The sequence below is a fragment of the Tundrisphaera lichenicola genome (genome assembly GCF_051175385.1).
GTDB lineage: Bacteria > Planctomycetota > Planctomycetia > Isosphaerales > Isosphaeraceae > Tundrisphaera > Tundrisphaera lichenicola.
Window position 1 is genome coordinate 1985754 of sequence record NZ_CP195106.1, and the last position, 23589, is coordinate 2009342.

18 protein-coding genes are annotated in these 23589 nt (G+C 61.7%); 13 read left to right on the forward strand and 5 right to left on the reverse strand.

Annotation, left to right across the window (positions count from 1 at the left end):
- The first annotated feature begins 108 nt into the window (after positions 1-108).
- Positions 109-1257, forward strand: coding sequence for an IS110 family transposase (locus tag P12x_RS07780; RefSeq protein ID WP_435007631.1), 1149 nt, complete (start codon positions 109-111; stop codon positions 1255-1257).
- Between the two features lie 327 nt (positions 1258-1584).
- Here P12x_RS07780 and P12x_RS07785 read toward each other — a convergent pair whose 3' ends face one another.
- Complete coding sequence (locus tag P12x_RS07785; RefSeq protein WP_435010304.1) at positions 1585-3402, reverse strand: MutS-related protein; 1818 nt, start codon at positions 3400-3402, stop codon at positions 1585-1587.
- 259 nt (positions 3403-3661) lie between these two features.
- Between P12x_RS07785 and ndk the strand changes: the two genes are divergently transcribed.
- The 3 genes from ndk to P12x_RS07800 all read left to right on the forward strand — a co-directional run bounded on the left by ndk (position 3662) and on the right by P12x_RS07800 (position 6677).
- Entirely contained in the window at positions 3662-4117 is a 456-nt protein-coding gene (gene ndk, locus P12x_RS07790) for a nucleoside-diphosphate kinase (RefSeq protein ID WP_435010305.1), read from the forward strand.
- Between the two features lie 104 nt (positions 4118-4221).
- A complete protein-coding gene (gene ligA / locus P12x_RS07795) occupies positions 4222-6243 on the forward strand; it encodes an NAD-dependent DNA ligase LigA (RefSeq protein WP_435010306.1) in 2022 nt (673 codons plus the stop codon).
- Positions 6244-6434: 191 nt separating this feature from the next.
- Positions 6435-6677, forward strand: a complete 243-nt coding sequence (locus tag P12x_RS07800) for a hypothetical protein (protein ID WP_435010307.1) — start codon at positions 6435-6437, stop codon at positions 6675-6677.
- A 10-nt stretch (positions 6678-6687) separates the two neighbouring features.
- Here P12x_RS07800 and P12x_RS07805 read toward each other — a convergent pair whose 3' ends face one another.
- A complete protein-coding gene (locus P12x_RS07805; protein ID WP_435010308.1) occupies positions 6688-7890 on the reverse strand; it encodes a trans-sulfuration enzyme family protein in 1203 nt (400 codons plus the stop codon).
- Positions 7891-7906: 16 nt separating this feature from the next.
- Entirely contained in the window at positions 7907-9061 is a 1155-nt protein-coding gene (locus P12x_RS07810) for a PP2C family protein-serine/threonine phosphatase (RefSeq protein ID WP_435010309.1), read from the reverse strand.
- A gap of 364 nt (positions 9062-9425) precedes the next feature.
- Here P12x_RS07810 and P12x_RS07815 point away from each other — a divergent pair, with 364 nt between their 5' ends.
- Entirely contained in the window at positions 9426-12101 is a 2676-nt protein-coding gene (locus tag P12x_RS07815) for a M16 family metallopeptidase (protein WP_435010310.1), read from the forward strand.
- Positions 12102-12145: 44 nt separating this feature from the next.
- On the opposite strand, the gene P12x_RS07820 is transcribed toward P12x_RS07815, so the two are convergent.
- On the reverse strand, positions 12146-13543 hold the full coding sequence (locus tag P12x_RS07820; RefSeq protein WP_435010311.1) for a peptidylprolyl isomerase: 1398 nt from the start codon (positions 13541-13543) through the stop codon (positions 12146-12148).
- A gap of 552 nt (positions 13544-14095) precedes the next feature.
- On the opposite strand from P12x_RS07820, the gene P12x_RS07825 reads away from it, so the two are divergent.
- Positions 14096-15661, forward strand: coding sequence for a hypothetical protein (locus tag P12x_RS07825; protein WP_435010312.1), 1566 nt, complete (start codon positions 14096-14098; stop codon positions 15659-15661).
- A gap of 71 nt (positions 15662-15732) precedes the next feature.
- On the opposite strand, the gene P12x_RS07830 is transcribed toward P12x_RS07825, so the two are convergent.
- Entirely contained in the window at positions 15733-16518 is a 786-nt protein-coding gene (locus P12x_RS07830) for an AAA family ATPase (protein WP_435010313.1), read from the reverse strand.
- 336 nt (positions 16519-16854) lie between these two features.
- On the opposite strand from P12x_RS07830, the gene P12x_RS07835 reads away from it, so the two are divergent.
- From P12x_RS07835 to gcvPB, 7 genes are all read left to right on the forward strand, one after another.
- The gene (locus tag P12x_RS07835; RefSeq protein WP_435010314.1) at positions 16855-17082 is read left to right on the forward strand and encodes a hypothetical protein; all 228 of its coding nucleotides are present in this window, start codon (positions 16855-16857) and stop codon (positions 17080-17082) included.
- Between the two features lie 129 nt (positions 17083-17211).
- Positions 17212-18006, forward strand: coding sequence for a 6-phosphogluconolactonase (locus tag P12x_RS07840; RefSeq protein ID WP_435010315.1), 795 nt, complete (start codon positions 17212-17214; stop codon positions 18004-18006).
- Between the two features lie 159 nt (positions 18007-18165).
- Positions 18166-19275: a glycine cleavage system aminomethyltransferase GcvT gene (gene gcvT / locus P12x_RS07845; protein ID WP_435010316.1), complete on the forward strand. Its 1110-nt coding sequence runs from the start codon at positions 18166-18168 to the stop codon at positions 19273-19275.
- Between the two features lie 30 nt (positions 19276-19305).
- Entirely contained in the window at positions 19306-19692 is a 387-nt protein-coding gene (gene gcvH, locus P12x_RS07850; RefSeq protein ID WP_435010317.1) for a glycine cleavage system protein GcvH, read from the forward strand.
- Positions 19693-19861: 169 nt separating this feature from the next.
- Positions 19862-21208 (forward strand): aminomethyl-transferring glycine dehydrogenase subunit GcvPA, encoded by a 1347-nt coding sequence (gene gcvPA, locus P12x_RS07855; RefSeq protein ID WP_435010318.1) that lies wholly within the window; start codon positions 19862-19864, stop codon positions 21206-21208.
- 27 nt (positions 21209-21235) lie between these two features.
- Positions 21236-21820 (forward strand): zeta toxin family protein, encoded by a 585-nt coding sequence (locus P12x_RS07860; protein WP_435010319.1) that lies wholly within the window; start codon positions 21236-21238, stop codon positions 21818-21820.
- A 296-nt stretch (positions 21821-22116) separates the two neighbouring features.
- The gene (gcvPB, locus tag P12x_RS07865; protein ID WP_435010320.1) at positions 22117-23580 is read left to right on the forward strand and encodes an aminomethyl-transferring glycine dehydrogenase subunit GcvPB; all 1464 of its coding nucleotides are present in this window, start codon (positions 22117-22119) and stop codon (positions 23578-23580) included.
- The last annotated feature ends 9 nt before the right edge of the window (positions 23581-23589 follow it).

Here is a 23589-nt window from a genome sequence, read left to right on the forward strand (position 1 = left end):
GCGTACCCAAACCTGTCGCCCGAGCTTACCACTCGGAGCACGTCGAGCAGAGTGCTTTCCTCCCCGCGATGTCCCCCGTGCGAGGGGCTACCCTGGGGAGACCCGTCGATGGACGTGTTGCATGACTGCTGCGCCGGCCTGGATGTCCACAAGAAGACCGTCGTCGCCTGCGTCCGGAGGGTCCACCCCGCGGGCAAGGTCTCCAAGACCATCAAGACCTTCGCCACCATGACCGGCGACCTCCTCGCCCTGGGCGACTGGCTCGGGGCTCAAGGGGTCGCCACGATCGCGATGGAGTCCACCGGGTCCTACTGGAAACCCGTCTTCAATATCCTGGAGTCGCGGTTCACCGTAATCCTGGTCAACGCCCATCACATCAAGCAGGTCCCGGGCCGGAAGACCGATGTCAAGGACAGTGAGTGGATCGCTCAATTGCTACAACCTGGATTGTTGCGTCCCAGTTTCATCCCGCCCCAATCGACCCGGCAACTCCGAGACCTGACCCGCCAGCGGACCCAGTTGGTCGGTCAGAAGACCGCCGTCGCCAATCGGATCGCCAAGGTCCTGGAAGATGCCAACATCAAGCTCGGCTCGGTCGCCTCGGAAGTCCTGGGCGTCTCGGGCCGGGCCATGATCGAGGCGATCATCCGAGGCGAATACGACCCGGTCAAGCTGGCGGACCTGGCCCGACGCCGGCTCCGAGGTAAGATCCCGCAACTCCAACTGGCGTTGCGGGGGTCGGTGACCGAACACCACCGGTTCTTGCTCCGGACCCAGATGGATCACCTGCTTCACCTCGAAGCGATAATCCGACGCTATGAGGAGCGGATCGAGGAGACGCTCCCCCCGGCGGGGGAGCTGGTAGCCCGTCTGATGACGATCCCGGGCGTTGACGTCCGGGTCGCTCAGGTGATCCTGGCGGAGATCGGCCAGGACATGGACCAGTTTCCCTCGGCGGGGCACCTCTCGTCGTGGGCGGGTCTGGCCAGCGGCAACCACGAGAGCGCCGGAAAACGTCAGAGCGGGCGGACCACACCGGGCAACCGCTGGTTGAAGACGGCTCTGGTCCAGGCGGCCTGGGCGGCGTCGCGGGCCAGGAAGACGCACCTGGCCAGGAAATTCTCCCGGATCGCGAGAAGCCGGGGCCAGAAGCGAGCCGCCATCGCGGTGGCTCATACGCTCCTGGTGATCATCTACCACTTGCTCAAGGAGAAGACGACGTACCGGGAGATCGTCGATCAGAACGAAGCGGCCTGACCATCCAGCCGAACTCCCGAGCTACCCGAGGTCGCAAACGCCCCCCCAAGCGAGCCGACCCCGATCGCCGTCCGTCTGGTGATTGCGAACGTCAATCGAAATTTTCTGAGCAGTTCATCATTCCCCATAAAATCAGTCAATTGTTCGGCGAATCTCGGTCAGATGGGACGCCCACTTCGACCGACTGACTACGATCTGATCTATCATGCGATCAATCGCGGCAATAATCGCGTGTCCTGTTGGGCGGCAAACTTTCACCGGGTCGATGCGATCCTAAGGGGCTCAGTGGGCCTTGCCCACCCCGGTGGCTACCGATAAGGGCTTGGATCACACCTCCAGGCCCACGGCTCGCATCAGGGCCAGGGCGTTGCTCTGTGTAACGATCCCGGGCCTCATCTTGTAGTCGAAGGCGAGTCGTCCGGACTCGTCGAGGTGGTCGGCGAAGTGGACGTTCATGGCCCGGGGGGCGAGCCGGCCGGCGACCTCGGCCAGGGTCAGGTCGTGTGTGGTGAACAGGCCGATGGCCCCCCGGTCGATCAGGCCCCGGATGACCGCCTCGGCCCCTTGAAGCCGATCGTGCGAGTTGGTCCCGTGGAGGACCTCGTCGATCAGGAAGAACAGCGGTGGCGATCCTCCGGCCATCTCGACCAGCTGCTTGAGCCGGAGGATCTCGGCGTAGAAACGCGACCGGCCCGCCTGGAGCGAGTCGTGGACACGGAGCGTCCCGCCGATCGTCAAGGGGGAGAGCCGGAGCCACTTCGCCCGGACTGGCGCCCCCATCTGGGCCAGGACCGCGTTGATCCCGAGGGTCCGGAGCCAGGTGCTCTTGCCCGACATGTTCGACCCGCTGACCGCCAGGACTCGCAGCTCGCCGCCGAGCTTCAGGTCGTTCCGGACGCAGACCGACTCGGCCAGGAGGGGATGACCGATCGACTCCCCTTCGTAGATTGGGCCATCGGGCAGGATCTCGGGGAACGGGTCGGCCGGGTTCTCGAAGGCGTATTCCGCCAACGAGGCCAGGGCCTCGAATTCCCCGACCACTTTCAACCATCGGGCAATCGAGGCGCCTTCCGTCGCTCGCCAGGACTCGATCGCCAGGCCGAGTTGGGTCTTCCAGAGCAAGAGCGAGCTGAACAGGGCGAAATAGACGTTGTGGCGGGCTTCCAGCCATTGGACCAGACCGGCCAGGTGGGCGATCTGCCGCGAGGCCGGAAGGCCTTGATCCCCGAGGCTTCCCTTCAACATCCGAAGCCGGGGCGAGTCGAAAGGTTCGTCCTCGATTCGTTCCAGCAGACCCGCCAGCGTGACCAGTTCGGCCGATCGATCCTCGACCCCCGCCACCGCATGAGAGGTCCGACGGGCCAGCAGGGCGGCGATCGCCGCCTCGACGGCGAGACAAACGAAGCAGACGAAGCCACCCAGGAAATCCGCGAGCCAGGCGATCAACGAGCCGACCGTCAGCAAGGTCGTGAGCAGGATTAGGAGCCTCAGCCATCGGCTGGCCTTCCGCTGGGGCATCGCCCCCCAGGCGGCCAACCCCTCAGGAGGGCCGCTCGATCGGACCGCGTCCCCGCGCAGGGAGAGATCTTCGCGAAGGTCGAGCCGGGGTCGGAGTTCGATGATGGCTTCGCGACGCTCGGCGATCTCCCCGGGAGAGGCGGGACTCAGGAGCCAGGAGGCCAGCACGGCTTCGCCCGTCGGGGTCCTCGCCGTGCAAAGCCGCTCGAAAAGCGAGCCGACGCCGAACAGGTCGAGGTCGGCCGCGTAGGGATGATCCTCATCCAGGAAGCGAGTCCCCGGGACGCCCAGCCCCGACCATCGGCCGTCGAGCCGAGCTAATGCCCGCTCATGGAGGGCCACCCTGCCCTCGGCCTTCCGACGATCGGTCGTGATCCGCCCATGTAGGAACACGACGACCGCGAACCCGACGAAGGGCAAGCACGCCCAGACCGGCCCCAAATTGCCCCGCCAGGCCAGGATGGCCAGCACGATCCCGGCCAGGAAGAGTCCGAGCCGAACATTGCCCAGGGCGTCGTCCTGTCGGGCAAGCCCGGTCGCTTTCGATCGGCTCTCGTCGTGCCTCCGGCGATACTCGGCCCGAGGGTCATCCCCGACAACCGTCGCTTTCCCCGTTCGATGATCCAAGGCCGAATCCCCCGACTCTCCCCGAACCTCGACGGGAGACATCCCCAATCGGAGGCGTGTTGATCGTAATCGCGATAGGCGGAAGCCTCAACCCGAGCGAGAGACATCGGGCCTGGGAGCGGCTCGGGACTATCTCGGGATTGTCGAGGAGTCATTGAACCTTATCGGGCGGGCGACTAGACTACTCGTCCGCTTTCACGAGGCGAAATGGACCAGACTTCGAACGTCGGCGGCTTTCGCCGCAAGGGATGAAATCGACATGCAACGCACCTTGATCATCTTCAAGCCCGACTGCGTCCAGCGGCGCCTGGTGGGTCAGATCCTCCAGAGGTTCGAGGCCAAGGGCTTGCGGGTCGCCGCCTTGAAGCTCCTCCAAGTCGACCGCTCGCTCGGCGAGCAGCATTATGGAGAGCACAAGGGCAAGCCGTTCTTCGAAGGCCTGATCGACTTCATCACCGGCGGGCCGGTCGTCGTCGGTGTCCTCCAAGGAAACGAGGCGATCGCCGTGGTCCGGACCATGCTGGGTGCCACGAACGGCGTTGCCGCGGCCCCCGGGACCATCCGCGGGGATTTCTCGATCAGCAAGCAGAATAACCTGATCCACGGGAGCGACAGCCCGGAGTCGGCCGAGCGTGAAATGGCCCTCTGGTTCAAGCCCGGCGAGATCGTCGATTACGAGATCGCGGGCTCGGAGTGGGTCTTCGGAGGGGCCTGAGGCCAGGTGGCCTGAAGGATCGATGCGGAACAGCCGGTTCGTCGCGGGAAGATTCCGAGACGACCGGCTTTCCCGCGCCGACTCGATCCGGGAGGGAGATCGCGATGGCGGACTCGGATGCGGCAAAGGAGATCGCCTCGCTTCGGTCCGAGATCGAGCGACATAATCGCCTTTATTATGTCGATGCCGAACCGGTCATCAGTGATCGCGAGTACGATCGGCTGATGGCCAGGCTGGAGGAGTTGGAGGCCCAGTATCCCGAGCTGGTCACCCCCGACAGTCCGTCGCAAAGAGTCGGCGGCCAGCCCCTGGACGAGTTTGCCACCGTCGTCCATGCCTTGCCGATGCTCTCGATCGAGAACACGTACAACTTCGACGAGGTTCGCGAGTGGGATGCTCGGGTCCGGAAGGCACTCAATCCCGGAGAGTCGGTCCGATACGCGGTCGAGCTGAAGGTTGACGGCGTGGCGGTCACGATCCGATTCGAGGGCGGGAAGTTCACCCTGGGCGCGACCCGAGGCGACGGGTGGCAGGGAGATGACATCTCGGCCAACCTTCGGACAGTTCGCGGGATTCCCATGATCCTGGGCGACCATCCGCCCGAGATCCTGGAGGTGCGCGGCGAGGTCTACATGACCAACGCCGAATTGATCCGGCTCAATGAAATCCGGGCCTCCGCCGAGGAACCCCTGTACGCCAACCCCAGGAATGTCACGGCCGGCTCGCTCAAGCTGCTCGACTCGAAAATCTGCGCGGCCCGTCGCCTCAAGTTCATCGCGCATGGGCTGGGCGAGACCCGCGGGATTGTGGCCGGTTCTTACTCGGAGATCCTCGGGCGGCTCAAGAGCTGGGGCCTCCCGGTCAGTCCCCACAATGCCTTTTACGATGGGATCGACGAGGTGATCGAGCACGCCGTCCGATGGCAGACGCTCCGGAATGACCTGGAATTCCAGACCGACGGACTTGTCATCAAGGTCGACGACCTCCGCCAGCGCGAGCGCCTCGGGAATCGAAGCAAGAGCCCGCGATGGGTCATCGCCTACAAGTACGCGGCCGAGCAGGCGGTGACTCGTGTCATTCAGATCGGAGTCCAGGTCGGCAAGACCGGCAAGCTGACCCCGGTGGCCGACCTCGAACCCGTCGGACTGGCGGGCACGACCGTCCGGCGGGCCAGCCTGCACAACGCCGACGAGATCGCCCGGAAGGATGTCCGGGTGGGCGACATGGTCGTCATCCAGAAGGCGGGCGAAATCATCCCACAGGTCGTCCGGGTCGAGACCGAGGCCCGAAAGGGCTCCGAGATTCCTTTCGTCTTCCCGACGCTCTGTCCGAGTTGCAACGCTCCCGTCGAACGCGAGCCCGACGGCGTCGACTATCGATGCACCAATCCGCCCTCCGCCTGCCCCGAACAGCTCAAGGAGGCCATCCGCTGGTTCGCCCATCGCGACTCGATGGACATCGAGGGGTTGGGAATCAAGCTGATCGAACAACTCGTCGATCGCGGGCTGGTTCGAAGCCAGGCGGACCTCTACCGGCTCGACGAGGATACCCTGGCCGGCCTGGACCGGATGGGGAAGAAGTCGGCACACAATCTGATCGAAGGTCTGGAGGCCAGCAAGACACGTTCGTTGGATCGATTCCTGACCGGCCTGACGATCCGACATGTCGGGACTCGCGGTGCCGAGGTCCTGGCCGAACGGTTTGGCACCCTGGAGGCGGTCCGATCGGCAAGTCTGGCCGAGCTCGAAGGCGTCCCGGAGATCGGCGGAGTGGTCGCGGCCAGTGTTTTTGAGTTCTTCAATCATGATTCAAGCCGGAAACTAATCGACGACTTGCTCGCGATCGGGGTCGCTCCGGCCCAGGTCAAGCCCGCCACCGCCCCGAGCGGTCGCCTTCCGCTGGCAGGCCAGACACTCGTCCTCACCGGGACGTTGCCCAACCGGACCCGGCCCGAGGCGGAGGCCCTCATCAAGCAACTCGGGGGGAGGGTGACCGGCTCGGTTTCGAAGTCGACCAGCATGGTCCTGGCCGGTGCCGACGCGGGAAGCAAGCTGGAGAAAGCTCAATCCCTCGGGATCCCCATCATTGACGAGGCCGAACTCGACCGACTGGCCTCGACCAACTGAATGGTTGCTCGCTGGTACCTCAACTGGTACGATCGCCCATTTCAATCCGGAATGTCCGCCCGGCCCACCCTCCGATATCGCCCCACGATCCTCGCTTACCCCCGAATCTTGAACCTTCTTGAACTTTTAAAATCGCTGATGAGTCCGATTCGTCCGCCCAGTGATGTGTCGAATCTCGTCGAGGAAAATGGATGCCCCCGATGCACCTGCACGTGAATCTCAATAGTCTCGCGGCCATCCTCTGGTCGGGAATGCTGATCATCGCAGGGTCGATCTGGGTCCTCTCATCTCAAGTCCGACGACTGGTCGACCATATGGAAGAGCAAGCGAAAGCCGGGGAAGCCTCGGGGCGAGCGATCCGCAAGGCATTGAATGGTTCGACCCCGCCGGTCGTCCGGAGGATCGTCGAACGAGAAGGTACGGGCGTCCATTGAGGATCGACTTTTAATCGGCGAGTTGAATTTCTCGGACCCGATCAAGCGCCTGGCCCAGATCAGCCCAGAGGTCGTTGACGGACTCGACGCCGACCGAGAGACGGATCAGACCTGGAGTGATCCCCTGACCGGCCCATTGCTCGGGTGTCTGAGAGCGGTGGCTTGAAGTCGTGGGATGGCTCAGGGTTGTTGAAACGTCCCCCAGGCTCGGGGCGTACGGGATGTGGTGCAGGGACCGGATTAAAGCGTCGGCCCGCTCGCGACTGCCGAGATCGAAGCTGACGATCGCGCCGAAGCCGCCGGTCAGGACCCGGCCGGCCAGGGCGTGGTCGGGATGGCTCGTAAGTCCCGGATAATGGACTCGTTCCACTTCAGGATGCCCTTCCAGTCGCAAGGCTAGTTCCGACGCCGAGGCGCAAGAGCGGTCGGTCCGGACCGCGAGGGTCGAGAGACCCCGAAGGGCCATCCAGGCGTCGAAGGGATTACCGGTCAATCCGAATGTCGAGGCCACCGAAGAGGCCCGATCGATCAGGTGCTTTGGTCCGATCAAGAGCCCCAGTGTTACGTCGCTGTGTCCCCCGATCGCCTTGGTGGCGGAGTGGGTCACGAGGTCGGCCCCGAGTTTCAGTGGCTGGCAGAGCAGGGGGGCGAATGTGTGATCAACGGCCAGGATCACCCCGGCTGGGCGGGTGATCGCCGCAAGGCCTTCGATGTCGGCCAATCGCAGGAGCGGGTTCGAGAGAGTCTCGACGAAGACGACGCGGGTCTGGGGCGTCAGCACCTCGCGAAGCGATTCGGGGCGGGTTCCATCGAACAGGTCGTATCCGATTCCGAATCGGGCCAGTTCTCGAGCGACCAGCACCAGGGTCCGTCCGTAAAGGCCCTCCGAGAGGGCGACCCGGTCTCCCTGCTCGAGCAGGGTCAGCAGGAGGGCCGACTCGGCCGCCATGCCCGATCCACAGACCAGGGCGGCTTCTCCCCCCTCCAACGCAGCCATCTTGGAGGCCAGCTGAGCGGCGTTGAGATGTCCATCCCGGGCATAGACGAAGCCGGACTCTCGGCCCTGATAAATCGCGTCGATCCGGTCCAGGTTGTCGAATTCGTAGACCGAGCTGAGTTGCAGCGGTGGGGACAGGGGAGGGGTCGCCGAGGGTGCGACGCGAGCAGGGCGGGCGCAGAGGCTCGAAGGGTCGGTTTCCGAAGGCTCGGTCATCAGTACGAAGGCTCCGTCAACCGGCCGCTTTCCGGTGAGTCCGACCCGCCAATCCCAGCAGTTCGATCGATTCCCCCAGCTCTTTCAAGGCCTCCCTGAGTTTTCCCTCGTTCCGGAGCTTCTCGGCCCGTCTCCGTAGGCCAGCCAGCCTCGTCCATTCCACCGGCCAAGTCTGTTCGATGGCCGCTTGCTGGGTCACGCGAACTTGCTCGGCCAGTCGGTCGACCAGTTCCTCATTGATCGGACATTCTTCGCTCCGATAGAGATGTTCCTCGACCGCACTCGCGGATCCGGCTCGTCTCTTATTCCCGAGCAGCCCCGAGGCGATTCCCTTCATCCAACCCCCTCGCCGACCATTCTCAACGTGAGCGACGGCAACCTCGGGGACCTGTTCCTCGGACTCGGGTTCGCTCCAAGGTCCAATCCGAGCGATAAGCACGGTGATGTTGTCGTGCCCTCCGCGTAGATTGGCCAGTTGAAGGAGATATCGACAAGCGTCCTTGGGGTGGAAATTCGCCGCGAAGGCCCCGAGCTCATGATCTTCAATGGGGCCGGACAAACCATCGGAACAGAGGAGGAAGACGTCTCCTGGCTCGAGCGGGTAAGGCCCTTCGATATCAACCTCGACATTCGGGTCGGGTCCGAGACTCCGGGTGATGACGTTCCGGGGGACCGCCTTGAGCGCCTGCTCCTTGGTCAGGTGGTTGCGCTTGACCAGCTCCCAGGCAAGACTATGGTCGAAAGTGAGCTGGTCGATCCGGCCGTTCCGGACTCGATAAATCCGGGAATCGCCCACGTGTGCGATCAACGCCCCCTCTGGGAGGAGGATCAGCGTGGACGTGGTCGTGCCCATGCCCTCGAATTCTTTATTAGCCGTGGCCTTTCCGTTGATCAGACTGGCGACTTCCTTGTATGCCTTGGTGATCGCCTCGGTCGGCGTGCACGACTTGGCCTTGACGTAATTATGGGGGATGTTATCGCAAGCGAGCTTGCTGGCCATCTCGCCCACGGCATGTGCACCCATCCCGTCGGCAACGACGAAAACGTGGCCTCGCTGACGCCACGTTTCCGGCCTCGAGGCGCGGACGATCTTGTAACTATCCTGATTATTCGCGCGACGCATGCCGGTGTCGGTCGCGGCGGCGTCGACAATGATGTCGTCCCAGTTCACGACCCGGCCTTTTCTCTAATTCGGTACTCGAATCATCGCCACCGACATACGGGTCAGCGGCCTTGTTGCCTATCTATGCTCGACGAGTTCAGGTTTAGCTGCTAGGTATCGCCGCCCGGGAGGATCTAACGATTTTCACCAATCACGCGACCGAGCTTCCAAGACTCACTCAATCCATCTAGTTATTGTATCGCTGGCGGATTCGATCCTGAAGAGAATTTTCGCTGGACGACCAGGGTACGCTTGAATTGGCTAACTCAGATGAATTGTCGATCGAGTCGGTAGGCATCATCCCATACTTGCGGTATCGTGATTTCGTGACGAGCCTTGTCCCAAATTTCCTTCCCTGGGCGTGCCCGAATCGATGAATTCTCCCCTCCAGCTCGACCAATTTCGCTTCGCCAAAACCACACTTTCTAATGGCCTGGAAGTCATCGCAAGGCGCCAGGGGCCGCTCCCGGTCATTGCCGTTAATCTATGGTATCACGTCGGTTCGAAGAACGAAGAGCGTCGGCAACGTGGGTTTGCCCACCTCTTCGAGCACCTCATGTTCGAAGGTTCGGAACACTACCCGGGCGATTTCTTCAAGCCACTTCAACGGCTCGGGGCGAGCATCAACGGATCGACTTCATCTGACCGGACCAACTATTACGAGGATGTTCCTGCCGCGCATGTCGAGCTGGCCCTGGCGATGGAATCGGATCGGATGGGTTTCTTCCTGCCGGCCCTGACCGAGGAAAAGCTGCGGATCCAGAAGGACGTGGTCAAGAATGAGTACCGCCAGAACGTCGCCAATCGGCCCTATGGGATGGCCTGGCGACTCCTGGCCGAAGCGATGTTCCCTCCGTCCCATCCGTATAGCTGGACCACGATCGGTCTGATGGAAGATGTTGAGGCGGCCAGCCGCGACGATGTCGAGGCGTTTTTCAGACGCTTTTACGTCCCGAGTAATGCCAGCCTGGCAATCGTCGGAGATATCGACGAGGAACGGGCTCTGGCTTTGGCGGATCGCTACTTCGGCGACTTACCCGGCGGAATCAAGGCCCCACCCGTCTGGACGCCCGAAACAGGGTTACCGGAAGGGCGAGACCTCACCTTTCGCGACCGGGTTGAGCTTGACCGGATCTACCTGGCCTGGCACACGGTCCCCCATTTCGGCCCCGATGACGCGGCCCTAGTCGTTCTGGGCGATATCCTGGGGCGTGGAAAGTCGGGACGACTCTTCCGAAGGCTCGTGGTGGAACGAGGCCTGGTTCAGGATGTCGGCGCTCATCAATCAGGTCGGGAACTGGCGGGTACATTCGGAATCACCGCCACCCTCCGCCCGGGAAAGTCGTGGGAGGAAGTTCGCGGGTTGATCGACGCGGAGATCGCCTCGATCGCCGATCGAGGTGTCGAGGAAGCCGAGCTGACCCGCGTCAAGAACGGTCGTCAGGCAGGGTTCATTTACGCGCTGGATAACGTCGGAGGTTTCGGGGGCGTGGCCGACAGGCTCAATGCCTACAACACCTACCTGGGGGACCCCGGTCGAATCACCAGTGATTTCCAGCGTTACCAGTCCGTAGACGGAGAGTCCGTCCGCAGGGCCGCCGCAACCTACCTGGATCGTGCCTCGCGGGTCTGCCTCTCCGTGTTGGGTCGGAAGCCCACAACCGTCGTCACGCCCCTCGATCGGAGAGTCCCGCCGAGCCCATCCTCAGCCCTGGCCTATCGTGCCCCAAGACCGGAGGTGCGCTCGCTCCGATGTGGGGTGCCCATCTGGTTCCTGCCTCGTCGCGATCTGCCGATCGTCGCGGCCTCATTCGTGATCGATGCCGGGGCCTCGACCCATGCGGCTTCGCAGGGCGGTCTGGCCAGCCTGACAGCCGACCTGCTCGACGAAGGGACGACCACTCGTTCCTCGCACGAGATTGCCCTGTCGATCGAGGGGATGGGGACTAGCCTCTCGGCTTCTGCGGGCTGGGACGGGTCTTACGTCGGTCTCCAGTGCCTGTCCTCGCACCTGGAGCCTACTCTGGATCTGGCCGTCGACATCCTCCGAAATCCTTCTTTTCCGGAGTCGGAATGGAATCGAATCCACGCCCAGACTCTGGCCGGACTCAAAGCCGAACGCGACAGTGCCGAAGCTCGCGCCGGTCGCGCCTTGCTCCGAGCCCTGTTCGATGTCGAACACCCTTATCGGATCCCGTCCGACGGCGATGAGTCCACCGTTTCACGATTGACGATCGACGATCTACGCGGGTTCCATCGGGGTCGCTACATGGCTGGGCACGCGGCCTGCGTCGTGGCAGGTGACGTCGATCCGGACGAAGTAGTGGCCTTGCTCGATGCTCGCCTCTCGGACTGGACGGGCGAACCTCTCCCCTCTCCGGCGATCCCGCAATCCGGAGACGCCGGTCGGTCTCGGATCCTGCTCCTGGATCGTCCCGGGGCACCCCAGGCGGTCGTCCGGGTGGGCCAGACCGGCACCAATCGGTTGGACCCCGACTTCATGGATCTGACCGTCTGGAACCAGATCCTCGGCGGCCAGTTCACATCCAGGCTCAACGCCCGACTCCGCGAGGAAAAGGGATTCACCTACGGGGTTCGTAGCCATTTCGACTTCCGGAGGGGGGCCGGACCTTTCGTGATCTCCTCCTCACTCCAGTCCGACCGGCTCGCCGAGGCGTTGGATGACCTTCGGGGTGAAGTCGTCGCCTTGCTCGGCGACCGTCCCCCTTCTATGGCCGAGCTAGACGACGCCCGAAGATCCCTAATCGAGGGACAGGCCAGGCATTTCGAGACCCCTTCCGCTTTGGTCTCTCGATATGCCGGGTTGTTTCTTCACGGGCTTCCCGACGACTATCATGCCCGATTCGCCGAGAGGCTCGAAGCGGTCCGACCCTCCACGATGGAGGCGGCCGCTCGTCGGAAAATCGATCCGACGAGCCTCGTCTTCGTCGTGGTCGCCGACGCCGAGATCGTCGCCGGACCCTTGGAGAAGCTAGGCTGGGCCGTAGTCGAGCGATTCGACGAGCGAGACGAGCCAATCCGGCCTTAAATTCGAGCTTCGTCGAGGAACCTGGGACCCTCCAAAGAATACCTTCAAGAGATCTTCGATCCCGGGGCGCGGACGACGACTGTTTTCCCGGTGTCAACCGTCGTCGTCGCGCCGTCGGGGTCGGTCACGATGGCCAGAAGGTGATAAGTTCCAGGAGCCATTGTCGGATTCAATTTCTTCCCGGAAAGGGTGAGTTTGGCCTGCTGACCTGCCTTCAATCGGACCATTTTCGAAACGTTGGCGATCGTGATGTCTTCGAACGAGCCGGTTGGGTTGAAGGATAGCTTCAGAGCGACCTTGGTCCTCTGTACAACCGGGCTAGTTGGGGAAGTCAGGAAGATCTTCTGCCTGATCCTGGAGTTTTGACCGGCTATCACCGAGGAGGGAACTGGCCCTTTGGCCGTCAGGCTCAAAACCGATTTCGGCTGGGCCGCCGGAATCGTGGAGGTGGCGACCGGCATCGTGGAGGTCGTGGGCGGGGGCTGCGCCACGGAAGAGTCCGAGGGCGGCTCGACTGCCGGAGGAGTCGTGGTCGGATCCGAACCTGATGAAACATTCACGGTGAATACTTCCGCCGTGGGTGCCCCATCCGACCCGTAGCCCAGGACCGTGATATGTGCGGTCCCGGCCGCGATGGGGGAGACGATCAGGTTGTTCCCCTGGACCGTAGCGGTGGCCACTCCCGGGGTATCGCTTGCGGTGAAGAAGAGTTCGCTGGTTGTGGACACGCTCTTGATTAAGACCAGATTAGAGGGCTGAACGGTCGCTCCCGCGGTGTAATTCAGGAGTGGAATCTGATCCAGGGGCGAGGCCAGCGGCGCCGGGGTGGGGGAAGGAACCTTCGCGATCGCGTCCATCACCGCGAGGCCGTCCGTCCCCACAACGCTCCCGAATACGGTGAACCCGCCATTCTGATTGTCGAGATTGGCCGCGTTGCTATTCGACTCATTGAAGAAGAACTGACTCGTCGCACTGTTGGGATCGTTGCCGAGCTTGGCCATCGCGATCGTACCGCGAACATTGGAGGCCCCAAACTCATTCCGGACGGGAGTGTCGGAAGCGATCGCCGAGATGCTCGGCTGAGAAGTGAGCTGGAAGCCTCCCGCTTGCCAGATGAATCCGGGGACCGATCGGTGTACGATGGTATTGTTATACGCACCTTTGTTCACGTAGCTCTGAAAATTAGCGACGGTCAACGGAGTCGTCTGGGGGGTCAGCAAGACCGGGATCGTGCCCAGAGTGGTGTCAAAGATTGCGAAGTTGGGAGCCGGCTGGGAGTCCTTGAAATAGGCGTCGAGATTTACTGGAGGCGTCGCAACTCCCTTCGTGAGGCTCAGATCCGGCAGGGGGGCCAGCGTGGCCATGGTCATCAGGCCGCGAGATTCGAGCGATTCGACCGGGTTCAGGCGGCTTGATCGACGGATACGTTCCGGTCTCTTCATCGATCCTCTCCGGAAGACTTTTCGTCTGGCATTCTGGTCGATTCTGCCAAACAGGATTCCCGGCCGAGAACATTTCTCGGGTCCAGGCGGATGGGCCTGGATAGGGCCCATTGCGATACCCGTTGCAAATCGAAGCTGTGCTTCCGGACTGGGATCGCGCCGAATTTCTCGTAATTACTGCCGATCGAGGTTTCAGGACACCCCAATTTTTAGTGATTCTCACCGAGGTCGCTCTGGTGAGCGGGTTGTTATTTTATGATTGATAATGAAACTCGACCGGCGGTCGGATCTTCTCGGCATCCATTTGACCGACCCAGGGCCTGTCGGGGTGTATTGATGAAATCTTGCCATTTCTCGATCATGGACGGGATCGACCGGAACGCTGAACGCCGGGGCTCGACCGCCGCCGCTTCTCGGGCTATCACTCGAGAGGGAGTTCAGGATTCCGGTCGGTCCAACTGGATTCTTTCGAAACCGTTCAAGAACGCCTCGAACTCACCTATCGCTTGAATCTGGGATGACTCGCAAACATCCGACGGAGGATCATCACTGATGAGACTTGCTCGATTGATGTGCTTCAATTTCTTCCTGGCAATTGCCACTTACTCCCCCGTTTGGGCCCAGGAGCCTCCTGGCGGTTCCGGCGGGCGGAAACATGGCGTGAACCTCGGTGGCGGAATCATCCACTACGACAATTCTTCGTTGATCTTCGCCGACCTAATCAAAGGATCTGGAACGTTCAATGGATTCAAGGGTGCCGCCCCCAAACCCGAGTACAACAAGCAAGGTTGGCCGACCCGAGTCGACTCGAAGACCGGGCCGACCACGCTCCTGGTGGCCTTGAACGCCCACCTGCCCGCGGGAGTTTACACCTTGAATGCGAAGGGCATCGGGAAGATCCGAGTCTCCGGCAACTTCAACGATAAAAATTGGTGCGAGGTCGAGTTCAATGGAGATGGCAAACCCCGGACTCTCAAGCTGAACAAGTCCGGTGTTCCTCCAGGTTGGAAGATAGATATCGTTTTCATCAACTCCCGCGCCGACGCTCCGCTCCGCGACCTTTCCTTTGTGATTCCCGGACATGCGGGCAAGACGTTCAATCAGAGCTTTCTCGATTCCCTCAAGCCATTCTCCGTCCTACGCGCGATGGACTGGCAGTCCACGAATGGGTCGACCCTGGTCGATTGGAAAGATCGAGTCAACTCTTCGAGATTCTCCTATTACAGTCGGAAGCGAATCGAGGAAGAGGTCATCTGCGAACTCGCCAACGTATTGCACAAAGATCTATGGATATGCATTCCCGCACTTGCATCGGATGACTATGTTCGCCAACTAGCCGAGCTGGTCGATCGATGCCTCGACAAGGAATTGACGCTCTACGTCGAGTACAGCAACGAAGTTTGGAACACCGGGATGTCGCAATGGTCCCAGCACATGAAAGCCCGCGCCAAGGAGAAGGAGAAGCTCGGCGAATGGGAGTGGATCGCACGTCGGGACGGACGATTGGTGAATCTCTTCAAGCAGAGCCTGCCTAGTTCCCGCAAATGCGTCCGGGTCCTGGCTCGCCAGGCAGGCTACCAGCACACCTTGGTCGTCGCGCTCAAGCAGTACAAAGCGGATGGATACGGCTTCGACGCGATCAGTTGCACGGCATATTTCATGACGAAGGCCAACCTCAAGGCGGCGACGGCCCAGTATCAGAAGGATCCCGAAGGTGCCGTCACCAAGGTGATCGAAGGGCTGGACGCCGCGATCTCGGAGAGTGCAAAACAAATTGCCTGGTATCAGGACCGGGCCGACGAAAACAAGGTCCCTTTGGTCATCTACGAGGCCGGACAACACCTGGTGAACTGGCAGGACGACAAGTCCACCGATCTCCTCACCGCGGTGAATCGAGACCCGAGGATGGGGCGGGCATACTCCAAGCTGATCGCGGCCCTACCGGCGAAGCTTGGCCCGATCTGCTGGTATTATGACTGCGGATCCTACACGAAGTGGGGTTACTGGGGATTGAAGGAGTACACGGGCCAGCCCTTGAAATCGGCCCACAAGTACCGTGCGGTGATCGAGTCCGCTTCTCCGGACATGATCGAGTCCGAACGGAGCGGCTCGCGCTGACTCGTTTCCGTTCGTCGGGAAATCTCGAATTTGAGAGGTCCCGGAAGTCGGGATGTTCGCGACTTGCGGGATCACGATCCGGTTGGAATTTCCGTCGAAATCCGAATCGGTTCATTGCCCGGAACCGGGAAGCCCCGACCTGCCTCGATCGTCCGGACAATGACCTCCGTGACGATCGGTAGGCCTAGGCTCTGAGAGTCGAGGACCAGATCGAAGTTATGGGGATCACCGGGGTCGAGCCGGTACATCGTCCGGGCAAACTGAGTTCGACGTCGGTCGAGGTCGCGGGCGGCTCGACGGGCAGTCCTCAGTGAGACACCCATCCGTTCGGATAATCGGAGGGCGCGGTCCTTGATCGGGGCGACGATCCGGATCGAGAGGGTCTCTTCCCTCGGCAGGAGAAACCCCGCGGCCCGGCCAAGGATGATTGAGTCCCCGGCTCGACCAATGGCCTCAACCAGCTTGGCCAGGTGGTCGAGGTATGCTTCCTGCGGGGCATAATGCTCCTCGCGAAGCGGCAAGATCCAATCCTGCACGACGCTGGGAGCCAGCTCGTCGAAGCTCCGGACCTCGTCGGTCGTCAATTCCATCCGGGTTGCAATCGCCTCGATCAATTCGTGATCGAACACCTTCCAGTCGAGACGGGTCCCGACCATCCGCCCGATCAAACCGGCCCCAGATCCGGCCTCATGGCTGATGCAGATGTTGCGAAACCGGGCCAGCGGAACGGGAGGCCCGAGCGGCATCGAGGGCTTGGAGACCCGTCCAAATAGCCAGCGCGACAGCGCTCCTGGCCAGCGCCTCGCGGTCGCGGCGAGAGGCCATTCCGGCTTCAGTCTCTGTTCAGGGGACGACATCGGGCGAGTTCCCCGGGATCGATCAACCGACGAGGCCTCGAATCAGTCGGCAGTCCAGGTGTCGGTTACCCCAGTCTAGGGCGGTGCTTGTCGAAAAGGAAGCCAACCTCGTGCGAGTCATGTCCCCCTGTAAATCTTACAGTATCAAGGGGTCTGGCCCGGATCTCGAATAATCGACAAGAATTTCTCAAGTTCTGCCGCATCAAGGATTACGGCAACTCGAAAGTTCGCCCTAGCCCCGACCGGCATGGCCTTTGCCTTGAACCTTTCCGTCGCCGCTCGATTGAAAATGAGCCGACCGCTGACCATGAGAACTGTCAGGAGATGGACCGCACGATGCGAAACCGACGTAACACGCTCCTCTGGATGAAAGACCTTCTCGACCACATGAACCAGTGCCACGAGCAGCTCCAATGGGCCTCCGATGGCGCTACTGAGGCTTACCTGGCCGAGACACTCCTGGTCAACCTCACGGAATGCCAGAAGCTCTGCGAGGAACTGAAGACCGTCCCCGCGAAATCGGCCTCACCGCGGGGAATTCGGCTGGCCAGCTTGTCTGCCTGATCGAATCGACCTCCGCGACCCTGTCCTTGCGAGCGACCATCAGTGAGGATACTCTGGGCGACGCGGGCCGAACGGTGAGTGCGTCAGGGCAAGGGCCCGGCCGACCGATGGCCCGGTCGGGAGTCCCCCATGATCGCACCCGAAGCCCATCCCGTGGCCGAGTTCACGGCCGACTCGCTCCGAGTGATCGTTCATGAGGATCGCGTCCAGATGGGACGCGCCGCCGCCGAAAGCGTTGCCCGCGCAATCGCCGCCAGGCAGGCGGTTGCCCCCAGAGCGAATGTGGTCTTCGCGGCAGCTCCCAGTCAGAACGAATTCCTGGCGGCGCTGATCGCCTACCACGGAATCGACTGGACACGCGTCGTCGGCTTTCACATGGATGAATATCTCGGGCTGGAATCCGACCATCCCGCCTCCTTCCGGAGATACCTCCAGGAACGGATCTTTCGACTGGCCGGGATGGTCGAAGATCAACTCCGCCTGATCCCTGGCGAGGAGACGGATCGGCCGCTCAGGACGGCTCTGGCCTACGAACAACGACTTATCGATGAGCCGACCGATATCGTCTGCGCGGGGATCGGTGAAAATGGCCATCTTGCCTTCAACGACCCGCCGGTCGCCGACTTCCTCGATCCTGTTCTGATCAAAGTCGTCCGCCTAGATGCTGCTTGCCGGACACAGCAACTGAATGACGGCTGCTTCGATCGGATCGAAGATGTGCCGACTCATGCGTATACACTCACGGTACCTGCTCTCCTGGCCGCCCCTGTGGTCTCCGTCGTCGTGCCCGGCCCCCGGAAGGCCGAGGCGGTCCTGGCGACGGTCCGGGGCCCGATCGACGAGCATTGTCCGGCAACCGCCCTTCGACGGCATCCTGGTGCGGTCCTCCATCTCGATCGCGAGTCTGCCCGGCTCATCCTCTGAGACCGGCCCAGGTTCAGATCATTCGGCCATGAGTTCCGGCGCAGCATCGGTTGTCGAAAGAGCCCGAACTCGGCTACAATTCGGCCATCGACCGGATCGGCTCGTCGGAACGAGTCACTCATCAGTGTCCGAGTTCGCCTCCTTCAATCGGGATAGGCGATGTCCTCCGAAGCATTCCTGAAGACGCCCCTCCACGACTGGCACCAATCCCATGGCGGACGCCTCGTGGAGTTCGGCGGATGGTCAATGCCTGTCCAGTATTCGACGATCATCGAGGAACATCAGGCTGTCCGGAACCGAGTCGGCATATTCGATATCGGCCACATGGGCCGGATCGACTTCGATGGTCCGGAGTCGCTGAACTGGCTGGAGCGAGTGACCACCAATCGTGTGTCGAAGCTGGCGCCTGGACAAGTTCAGTACAGCTTGATGGTCGATGAACAGGGTGGAATTCTCGACGACATCCTGGTCTATCGGAAGCCGTGCGGCAGCTACGCGATGGTCTGCAACGCCTCGAACCGCCCCAAGGTACTCATCCAGTTGGAGTTGCACCGGGCAGGGTTTGAGGCTCGGATGCAGGACCAAACTTTTCATAGCGCCATGATCGCCATCCAGGGGCCGGCCGCTCTGGCCGTCGCCCAGCGTCATTACGACGTCGCCTTGACGGATGTCCCATATTACACATGCGTCACCGGGACCTTTCGGGGGAACGATGCCCTGATCAGTCGGACCGGATACACCGGGGAAGACGGTTTCGAACTGGTCCTGCCCAAGGAGGCGGCCGTCCCGGCCTGGGAGGCCCTCATGGATGCCGGTCGGGTCTTCGGGGTCCTGCCTTGCGGCCTGGGGGCACGCGACACGCTCCGATTCGAGGCCGCGATGCCGCTGTATGGCCACGAGATGGACGAGACCGTCAACCCTTATGCCGTGGGGCTCGGCTGGGCCGTCAAGCTCGACAAGGGAGAATTCGTCGGCCGCGAGTCCCTCCGTCAGTTCAAGTCCAACCCCGGTCGGTCTCGGGTCGGCCTGGCGCTGGAAGGCAAACGCATCCCTCGCCAGGGCTATGCCGTCCAGCAAGACGGCGAGGTCGTGGGGTCTATTACCTCAGGGACTTTCGCCCCGACCCTGGGACGCACCCTGGCGATGGCCCTGGTCCGGCCCGATTCGGCGGCGATCGGCACCCTGCTTACAGTCGATGTAAGAGGCCACGACGAGCCTGCGCAGATCGTCAAACTACCCTTCTATCGCCGAAACCCATCCCAGGCCTGAATCTCATCCAGCTCCCTTCAGGATCTATCCATGGACCCGAAAACCCTCAAGTTCACCCCGACCCACGAGTGGGTCCACCTCGACGGTGATGTCGCGACGCTCGGGATCTCGAAGTTCGCGGTCGACCAGCTCACCGACCTGATCATGATCGATCTGCCCAAGCCCGGAGCCACCCTGACCAAGGGCAAGCCGTTCGGCGAAGTCGAGAGCGTCAAGGCCGTTAGCGACCTCTACGCCCCTCTCGGCGGCGAAGTTCTCGAGATTAACGAAGCCGTGGCCAAGGACGTACAGATCCTCGCCGAGGATCCCTATACCAAGGGCTGGCTGGTCAAGCTCAAGGTAACCGACACTTCGCCAATCGCGTCACTCCTGGACCTCGACGCCTATCAAGCCAAGGTGGCCGACGAGGCTCATTAAGATCTCCGCCTGAATCCCGAGGTCCCGGGTAATCCACATCGGAAGCTTGCGGGCCCAAGTCATGGGTGCCGGCTGCTTGTGAAGACCCCTCAGATCGACACGTCTTCGACCGCAATCTGCAAGAGATTTTCCGCCCATCGCCGGTCGAAGGACCGCCCCGGATCGAATCATGGCTTATATCGCGAACACGCTTGATGATGTGCGGATCATGCTGGGGGCAATCGGACTCGACTCGCTCGACCAGCTATTCGACATGATCCCGCCCGAGTACCGACTCCAACGCCCCCTGGCGATCCCCGAGGCCCTCAGTGAGATGGAACTGACCTCCGAGGTCGGTGCCCTGCTCGCCCGTAACATCGGGGCCGACCTCCGCCCCTGTTTCCTCGGAGGAGGTGCTTACGACCACTTCATCCCCGCCGTGGTCGATAACCTCTCCTCAAGGGGTGAGTTTTACACCGCGTACACCCCCTATCAGGCCGAGGCGAGCCAGGGGACGCTCCAGGCGACATTCGAGTATCAGACCCTGATCTCCCAGCTCACCGGGATGGACGTCTCGAACGCCAGCCTCTACGACGGTGGTTCGGCGGTCTCGGAGGCGGTGCTGATGGCAATGACCATCACCCGCCGATTGGGACGGGTCGTCGTCGCCGGATCGATCCACCCCGAGCATCGTCAGATCCTGGCCACCAACCTTGCCAACCTCGAACCCGAGCTGGTCGAAGTCCCCGCCGTCGGAGGTCGGGTCGAGCCTGAAGACCTGGCAAAGGCGATTTCCGACGATACCTCGGCCGTCGTGATCGCCTATCCCAACTTTTTCGGGCAGCTCGAGGATGTGGACCGTCTGGTCGCCGAGGCCCGATCTCGTGGGGCGCTGGCCATCGTCTCGGTGGACCCGATCAGCCTGGGTCTGCTCCGCCGACCGGGTGATTATGACGCGGACATCGTGGTGGCCGAAGGGCAATGCCTGGGCAATCCCCTGGGCTATGGTGGCCCGTATCTCGGGATTCTGGCCTGCCGAGAGTCGATGGTCCGAAAGATGCCGGGTCGGATCGTCGGCGAGACGGTCGATCGCCACGGCAAACGCTGCTTCGTACTGACCCTGCAAACTCGCGAGCAGCACATCCGACGCGAGAAGGCTACCTCGAACATCTGCACGAATCAGGGCCTCCTGGCCCTCCGAGCGAGCATCTACCTGGCGGCGGTCGGGCCTACCGGACTCCGGGAGGTCGCCGAGTCGTCGACTCGCAAGGCACACTATACCGCCGAAAAGCTGGCCGAAGTCGAAGGGCTCTCGATCGCGTTCCCTGGCCCGTTCTTCAAGGAATTCGTCGTTCGATCGACCAAGTACCCGGTCGAGGTACTCGCCGAGGTCGGACGGCTCGGCTACCACGGCGGGATCGCCCTGGGTCGATGGTATCCCGACCTGGTCGACTCGATCCTGATCGCCGTCACCGAGAAGCGGACCAAGGCGGAGATCGACGGGTTGGTGGAGGCCTATCGCAAGGCGATGACCTGAGCGAAATCAGGGTCGGGGTGACATTGAATGATGTCAAATCCATTATTCATCGTGATCGCTGGTCCGAATGGGGCGGGTAAATCAACCGCTGCGGCTCATTTGCTACCTTCGAATATCGCATTTCTCAATGCCGATGAGATTGCCAAGCAATTGCCCAACTACCCGTCTGGGGCTGCGGACATTCGAGCAGGGCGATTAGTATTGGAGCGGATGAAAAAGCTGGAGCAAATCGGATCTGATATAGCTGTAGAGACGACTCTCGCAAGTCGATCTCTCGCGGCGAGAATCGCTCGATTGAAGACTTTTGGTTATCTATTCCATCTCACTTTTACTTTTCTACCCGATCCCGATATGGCCGTGTTGCGGGTTGCCAGTCGGGTCCGCTTGGGGGGGCATGACATCCCCGAGGAGACGATTCGTCGACGATATCAAGCCGGCCTTTCGAACCTCTTTGAACTTTACTTGCCCTTGGCCGACCGATGGTTCGTATTGGACACAACACGTCCTGCGCCGCTCAGATTGATCGCCGAAGGTATAATCGGGGAACCGGAGCGGGTCATCGATCCAACAATCTGGCGGATCATGAAGCGGAGTCAAGGTCATGCAAGATGATGGCAAGGGCATCCTCGGTAATCCAAGAGCGACGGCCGAGGACATTCGGCGTGCCTGCGAAGTCGCCGCCACACGTGCCCTGAGCGAACGCCAGAGATCCGGCGAACCTCTCGTTATCTGGGACTGGGAGACAAGCCAGGTCGTCCTAGTCTCGCCCAACGATTTCGAAGGAGTCGAGGTGCTGCCGATCGCGGATGTGGCAGTCGATCAGTCCGATCGGTGATTGTTGACCTCGAATGAACTGAAAAGCAAGGATGGAACCGTCACAAGTATCGATATTCAATAGCAATATGATTATGTACAAACAAGAATTACCGAAGCTCCTCTTCGAATCCGGCCGGCCGGGGCGTTCCACGGCGATCGTGCCGAAATCGGATGTCCCGGAGTGTCCGCTCGACTCGCTGATCCCGCCAAATCACCTCTCGCCAAACTCCCCGAAACTCCCGGAACTGGGCGAGTTGGACATCGTCCGCCATTACACGAACCTTTCGACATTGAATATGTCGATCGACGGGAACTTCTACCCGCTCGGCTCGTGCACGATGAAGTACAACCCCAAGCGTAACGAGCGGCTCGCGGGGTATCCCGGCCAGTCTTCCCAGCACCCATACCAGGACGAGTCCACGCTCCAGGGAAGCCTCGCGTTCTTGTATGAGATGCAGGAGATGCTGGCCGAGATCGCCGGCTTGCACGCGGTCAGCCTCCAGCCCGCGGCGGGGGCCCAGGGGGAATTGACGGCACTACTCTGCTCGGCGGCCTATTTTCGAGACAAGGGGGAAGGGCGGACCAAGGTCCTCATCCCCGACAGCGCCCATGGGACGAACCCCGCCTCGGCCAACCTCTCCGGGTTCCAGGCCGTCACGATCAAGAGCAATTCCAAAGGCTTGGTCGACCTCGACGACTTCAAGGCCCAGCTCGACGATCAGGTCGCCGTCTTCATGATGACGAACCCAAACACTGTCGGCCTGTTCGACCCTCAGATCGGCAAGATCGCCGAACTGCTCCACGAGCGAGGGGCGTTACTCTACCTCGACGGCGCGAACATGAACGCCATCCTGGGGATGGTCCGGCCCGGCGACATGGGCGTCGACCTGATGCACTATAATCCGCACAAGACCTTCTCCGGCCCGCATGGTGGTGGGGGTCCCGGTGCCGGCCCCATCGCCGTCCGTTCGATCCTGGCACCCTATCTTCCCGCTCCGCTGGTTGCTAAGGATCAGGATGGGACCTATCGACTCGACCATGATCGTCCCAAGTCGATCGGAAGAGTGCGCGCCTATTTCGGCAACGTGGGGGTCCTTTTCCGAGCCTACTGCTACATCCGGAGTCAGGGACCAGACGGACTCAAGGCGGTCGCCCAGCATGCCGTCTTGAACGCAAACTACCTCATGTCGCTGGTCAAACATGTCTATCCGGTCCCCCTCGGCGATCGGTGCATGCACGAGTTCGTTGCTTCGGCCCGCTCGATGGCACGCGATCGGGGCGTCCGCGCGATGGATATCGGAAAGCGTCTGATTGACTACAACTTCCACGCTCCGACGGTTTATTTCCCGCTCATCGTCCCCGAAGCCCTGATGATCGAACCAACCGAGACCGAGAATCGCGACACCTTGGAGGCGTTCGCCAGGGCCCTCCTGGCGATTGCCGAGGAAGACCCCGACTTGCTTCATGCAGCCCCGAGCACCACGCCGGTCTCTCGGCCCGACGAGGTGACCGCGGCCAAGAATCCGATCCTGAAATGGACACCTTCGAAGGCCTGAAACCGATGG

Coding starts and splice junctions, on each gene's coding strand:
- P12x_RS07780 (WP_435007631.1), top strand. CDS start 109: ATGGACGTGTTGCATGACTGCTGCGCCGGCCTGGATGTCCACAAGAAG.
- ndk (WP_435010305.1), top strand. CDS start 3,662: ATGCAACGCACCTTGATCATCTTCAAGCCCGACTGCGTCCAGCGGCGC.
- ligA (WP_435010306.1), top strand. CDS start 4,222: ATGGCGGACTCGGATGCGGCAAAGGAGATCGCCTCGCTTCGGTCCGAG.
- P12x_RS07800 (WP_435010307.1), top strand. CDS start 6,435: ATGCCCCCGATGCACCTGCACGTGAATCTCAATAGTCTCGCGGCCATC.
- P12x_RS07805 (WP_435010308.1), bottom strand. CDS start 7,890: ATGACCGAGCCTTCGGAAACCGACCCTTCGAGCCTCTGCGCCCGCCCT.
- P12x_RS07815 (WP_435010310.1), top strand. CDS start 9,426: ATGAATTCTCCCCTCCAGCTCGACCAATTTCGCTTCGCCAAAACCACA.
- P12x_RS07820 (WP_435010311.1), bottom strand. CDS start 13,543: ATGAAGAGACCGGAACGTATCCGTCGATCAAGCCGCCTGAACCCGGTC.
- P12x_RS07825 (WP_435010312.1), top strand. CDS start 14,096: ATGAGACTTGCTCGATTGATGTGCTTCAATTTCTTCCTGGCAATTGCC.
- P12x_RS07830 (WP_435010313.1), bottom strand. CDS start 16,518: ATGTCGTCCCCTGAACAGAGACTGAAGCCGGAATGGCCTCTCGCCGCG.
- P12x_RS07835 (WP_435010314.1), top strand. CDS start 16,855: ATGCGAAACCGACGTAACACGCTCCTCTGGATGAAAGACCTTCTCGAC.
- P12x_RS07840 (WP_435010315.1), top strand. CDS start 17,212: ATGATCGCACCCGAAGCCCATCCCGTGGCCGAGTTCACGGCCGACTCG.
- gcvT (WP_435010316.1), top strand. CDS start 18,166: ATGTCCTCCGAAGCATTCCTGAAGACGCCCCTCCACGACTGGCACCAA.
- gcvH (WP_435010317.1), top strand. CDS start 19,306: ATGGACCCGAAAACCCTCAAGTTCACCCCGACCCACGAGTGGGTCCAC.
- gcvPA (WP_435010318.1), top strand. CDS start 19,862: ATGGCTTATATCGCGAACACGCTTGATGATGTGCGGATCATGCTGGGG.
- P12x_RS07860 (WP_435010319.1), top strand. CDS start 21,236: ATGATGTCAAATCCATTATTCATCGTGATCGCTGGTCCGAATGGGGCG.
- gcvPB (WP_435010320.1), top strand. CDS start 22,117: ATGTACAAACAAGAATTACCGAAGCTCCTCTTCGAATCCGGCCGGCCG.